This is a genomic window from Streptomyces sp., from assembly GCF_035563135.1.
Classification (GTDB): Bacteria; Actinomycetota; Actinomycetes; order Streptomycetales; family Streptomycetaceae; genus Streptomyces.
Genome location: NZ_DATMVN010000830.1, coordinates 1 through 4,302, shown reverse-complemented (window position 1 = coordinate 4,302; position 4,302 = coordinate 1). Strand labels below are relative to the sequence as shown.

The following is a 4,302-nucleotide window of genomic DNA, read 5'->3' as shown; positions in this document are numbered from 1 at the left end:
CACAACCAGCTCCGAAGCCATGATCCACATCGCCTCGATCGACAACCTTGCCAAGCGCATAACGGACGAGACCACACCCACCTGGCGAGGGACTTACTAGGAGATAAAGGGCAATCTGCCTAGATCAAACGCCCTCTAAGTGCTGCCGCTCCTCGCGCTCGGCCGTCAGCTCCTTGCTGCGCTTGGCGTCGAAGCCCCGCACAGCGGGAGTCTCCGGGACGGGCACCTCCTGCGCGGGCCCGGGGGTTGGCAGCTCGGGTGACCCTCCGAGCACACCCCCCCTGCGCGGTTCCGCGCCTCCGGCGAAGGTCACCGGGCCGACGCACGGACGACCCGCTCGGCCACCGAGAGCAGAGCCGAGACCACCGGGTCGCGATGTTCTCCGGCGCGCCATCCCAGGGCCGAAATACAGGGTGTGAGGTCGATGACGTCGAGGTACGAGACACCAGGACGGGGGAAGAGCCGACGTGCGGCTTCCGGGAGGAAGCAGATGGCGCCGGAACCGGCTATGGCCAGGAACAGCGCTTCCACGTCCGTGACGACGGGCCCGTAGGTGACTCGGCTGCCGTCCGGTCTGGGGTCGACCGCCCAGAAGTCCCACCACACGGACGGCACGGAGGGCGGCATGGCCACCACTGGCCAGCCCGCCAGGTCGTCCATGGTCACCGCCTGTTTCCGGGCGAGCGGACTGTCCGCGGGGACACAGACGACACGCGGCTCGGTGGCCAGCTCCAGCAGGGCGATCCCTTCGGGCACCGGCGGCCGGTAGAAGACCGCGTCCACGTGCCCCTGGAGGAGGTGTGCGAACTGGTCCGTGAAGTTCAGGGTGCGCATCTCCAGTTCCAGGCGGGGGTGCTCGGCCCTCAGCTGCTCGGCGATGCCGCGCACGTACGGCATGGCCGTCTCACCGCCCACGGCTCCGACCACCAGTCGGCCGGACGGGGTCCGGGCCCACCGCCGGGCGCTGTCGCCGAACGCCTCAAGAGCGTCGACGACTCTCCGGGCGTCGCCGACCAGTTCTTTCCCGGCGGGGGTCAGGCCGACCGCATGGCTGCTCCGCCGGAAGAGCCTGAGGTCGAGGCGGTCCTCCAGCAACCGGATCTGGCGGCTCAGCGCCGACTGGGAAATGTGCAACCGCCGAGCGGCGCGCCCGAAGTGCAACTCCTCGGCCGTGGCCAGGAAGAGACGCAACTGATGGGCGGTGGCTTCCGGACGTGTCAGACCGGCGCCCGGCACGCCGAGTGTGGTGCCAGTTGACCCGCCGCCCCCACGCCCCCCGCACGTATCAGTCACACATTCGATTATTGCAGCGCGTCGGTGCCCCACCGCGTCCGTCGGACGGCGGCCGCGCGGAATCTGCCGTCGGCGCAAAGCGCCCCCGGCGGGCTGACCTTATGCATGATCCGTCATCGACCGGGGTGTGAATTTAGGCAGCGGTGACCCTGGTGGTTGCACCGACGGGCAGCAAGACTCTTCTCCGTCCGTCCCACACGAAACCAGGTAAATGCGGGGGATAACGAGATGAAGAAGATCGCTGCCCTACTGGCTGCGACGACGGCCATGACGGCCGCTGTCCTGACCGGTGCTCCGACGGCGAGCGCCGCGTCCGAGGAGGAGTGCGCCTACCGGTGGTCCGACGCACGGCTGTGGTGCGGCAATGACGCTCCGTCGGGCCTGTTCGTGACGCCCCACACCGCCTCCGGGGTCCACGGACAGCTCAAGACGACGTACAGCTACTTCCTGTGCTGGAAGAAGGGCGAACAGCACAGCGGCGGCAACAACACGTGGTACTACACGGATGCCGACTGGGGAGCGTCCGGGTACATACCGGCCTCAAGGGTCTACACACCTTCCTGGTTCGACGCCTTCCCGAAGGCCTACGGCTTGCGGGAGTGCTGATCCGGCGAGTGCCGATCCGGCGACCGGCCGGGAAGCACCGGCCGGTTCCCTGCGCATCACCGACCGGGTGAACCCTCCCCCCAACTGACAGGTTGAGCAGGACATGAGTCGGAGCCGTACATCGCTCCGTGTCCACGACGATGTTCGGGCAACAGTGTCAGGTCCACCGGGGACTTCACCGCACCGTCGGCACACAGCACCGCGTCCGCCAGCTCGAACAACTCATCCCGCCGGGCGGTCAGACACTCGTAGAACTTTCCCCGGAAGCGTGACGCTTCCGCGAACGCTTCCCTCCGTACGGCATCAGGCAGCAGACTCACTCTCACGGCCTTCGTCTTGGTCAGTGCACCTTGGTCGGAGCACATGATCAGACGAAGGCCGCCCCCGCGTCCGGCGAATCCCCAGGTGAGCGACTCCGTTCGAGACACTGTTCGAGGCCGGAAGACAAAGAACTTCCCAATAAGGATGTCAAGCCGCCAGCGTGACTGGTCGTGCGGGTTGGTAGCACGCGCCGTCGCGGAGCATGGCCCAGAGAACGTTGGCCCGGCGGTGTGCGAGAGCGGGCACCGCTTGCTTGTGGCCCTTCCCCTCGTCGCGCTTGCGTTGGTAGTAGGTCCGCGATGCAGGGCATGTCCTGATGCTGGCCATGGAGGAGAGGTAGAAGGCCCGCAGCAGGCCCCGGTGGTAGCGGCGGGGCCGGCGCATATTGCCGCTGACGCGCCCGGAATCTTGTGGCACGGGGGCCAGGCCGGCGAAGCCGGCGAGGCGGTCCGGTGAGCCGAACGCATCCATGGCGCCACCGGTCGCGGCGATGAACTCGGCGCCGAGCAGTGCGCCCATCCCGGGCAGGCTGCGGATCACCTCGGCGTGGGGATGTGCGCGGAACCGTGCCTCGGTGAGCGCGTCGAGCTCGGCGATCTCCTCATCGAGGGCGATGACCCCCTCCGCGAGACGGGCCACCATGACTGCCGCCAGCTTCTCGCCCGGCAGGGATGTCTGCTGGTTGGCAGCGGCTTCTAGGGCTGCGGTGGCGATGGTCGCGGCGTTCTTGACCTTGCGGTTCCTGAGCCGGTTCTCGACGCGTTTGGCGCCGCTGCGGCGGAGTGCGGCCGGGGTCTGGTAGCCGGTCAGCAACAGGGCCGGGCCCCTGTTCGTCAGAGCGAGAGTCCGTTCCAGCGCCGGGAAGATTTCCAGGAGTTGAGCTCGGAGGCGGTTGATCTGCCGGGCGCGGTCGCAGACGAGGTCGGTGCGGCGGCCGGTCGGGGTGCGCAGGTCGACGGCGATCTCATCGCCGGGCCGCAGCAGGCCGAGGTCGTTGCGCATCCGGGCTTGGTCGGCGATGACGAAGGCGTCCTTGGCGTCGGTCTTGCCTTGGCCGCGGTAGCCGGCGGATGCCTGGTGCACCGCCAGGCCGGTGAGGTAGGTCATCGGCTGGCCGTGGCCCAGGAGCAACCCGATCAGCAGGGCCGCGCCGCCGTGGTTGATGTCCACCGCCCACAGGACGTCCTCGGAGAGCGCGAGCACGTCGGCGATGAGCTCCAGCAGGACCGGCTCGTCATTCAGGACTCGGCGCGACAGGAGGCGCTTGCCCTGAGCGTCGATCACCACACAGTGGTGGTGTTCCTTGCCGATGTCCACTCCGGCCCATATCTGGGGCACGGCCACCTCCGCCAGCTCGTCGTCTTGCATGAGTCCCAGCAGACGGCCTCGCCGGCGCTGTCCTACGAAGCGATCAAGTCGCGTATCCCAATTAGCGGTCGAGTCGTCGCGGGGCTCCGGGCGGCCAAGTTCTTTGAGCCATCAAGCGGCGACAAGCTCACAGCCATACCCGAAACCCCTGGGCTTCTCCGATCCTACGAATGACCAGATCCGGCCCGCTTGAAAGGTAGGACAAGCTCAGCAAGCCAGGTCAAGGTGTCGCCCAATCCTGCAGCAGTCCCGGCACCACCTTCATCGAGGTGTTGGAAGCCCCTTACGTCGCATCTCTGCGCAAACGCGCCAAGTGGGCCCTCCACCACTACACCTTCCCGGCGCACGCCCACAGTGTGACGAGCCAGATCATTAATCGTGCCGCAACAGGCTCCGCATCCGAAGGGGCTGGCCATGGCTGACCTGCGTCTGACACATCTCACCTACGCCTCCGCGACCAAGCCGCTCGCGACAGTGGACTTCGGCCCGTCCCTCACCGTCGTCGATCACTTCTACCGGAACATGCTCACCTTCCCAGGACAGGTGATCATCTTTGAGAACCCCGACCCGCCCCTAGCTGTATTGACCCTCAGCGTTGTTAACTCGGCTGATCGGTGGCTTGCCGTCGAGTGCGGTGTGGCAGCGGTGGTGGTTGTAGCTGTGGAGGAAGTCTGCCAGGGCCGCTGTCCGCTCGTCGTTGGAGGTGTAGGGCCG

General features: G+C 67.2%; 3 protein-coding genes and 3 pseudogenes. 2 read left to right on the top strand and 4 right to left on the bottom strand.

The window, feature by feature from the left end; translation table 11 throughout:
• A pseudogene (locus VN520_RS36795) lies at nucleotides 1–100 on the top strand (IS5/IS1182 family transposase); the annotation flags it as partial.
• A gap of 209 nt (nucleotides 101–309) precedes the next feature.
• Here VN520_RS36795 and VN520_RS36790 read toward each other — a convergent pair.
• Entirely contained in the window at nucleotides 310–1,236 is a 927-nt protein-coding gene (locus VN520_RS36790; protein ID WP_325751302.1) for a LysR family transcriptional regulator, read from the bottom strand.
• A gap of 285 nt (nucleotides 1,237–1,521) precedes the next feature.
• Here VN520_RS36790 and VN520_RS36785 point away from each other — a divergent pair, with 285 nt between their 5' ends.
• On the top strand, nucleotides 1,522–1,899 hold the full coding sequence (locus VN520_RS36785) for a hypothetical protein (protein ID WP_325751301.1): 378 nt from the start codon (nucleotides 1,522–1,524) through the stop codon (nucleotides 1,897–1,899).
• Between the two features lie 110 nt (nucleotides 1,900–2,009).
• Here VN520_RS36785 and VN520_RS36780 read toward each other — a convergent pair.
• The 3 genes and pseudogenes from VN520_RS36780 to VN520_RS36770 form a co-directional block, all read right to left on the bottom strand.
• Nucleotides 2,010–2,219: pseudogene (locus VN520_RS36780) on the bottom strand (transposase); the annotation flags it as partial.
• Nucleotides 2,220–2,367: 148 nt separating this feature from the next.
• Nucleotides 2,368–3,564, bottom strand: coding sequence for an IS110 family transposase (locus VN520_RS36775; protein ID WP_325751303.1), 1,197 nt, complete (start codon nucleotides 3,562–3,564; stop codon nucleotides 2,368–2,370).
• Nucleotides 3,565–4,161: 597 nt separating this feature from the next.
• A pseudogene (locus tag VN520_RS36770) lies at nucleotides 4,162–4,302 on the bottom strand (integrase core domain-containing protein); the annotation flags it as partial.

Bases quoted from the DNA above. Each gene is read 5' to 3' on its own strand.
- VN520_RS36785 (WP_325751301.1), top strand. From the start codon at position 1,522: ATGAAGAAGATCGCTGCCCTACTGGCTGCGACGACGGCCATGACGGCC.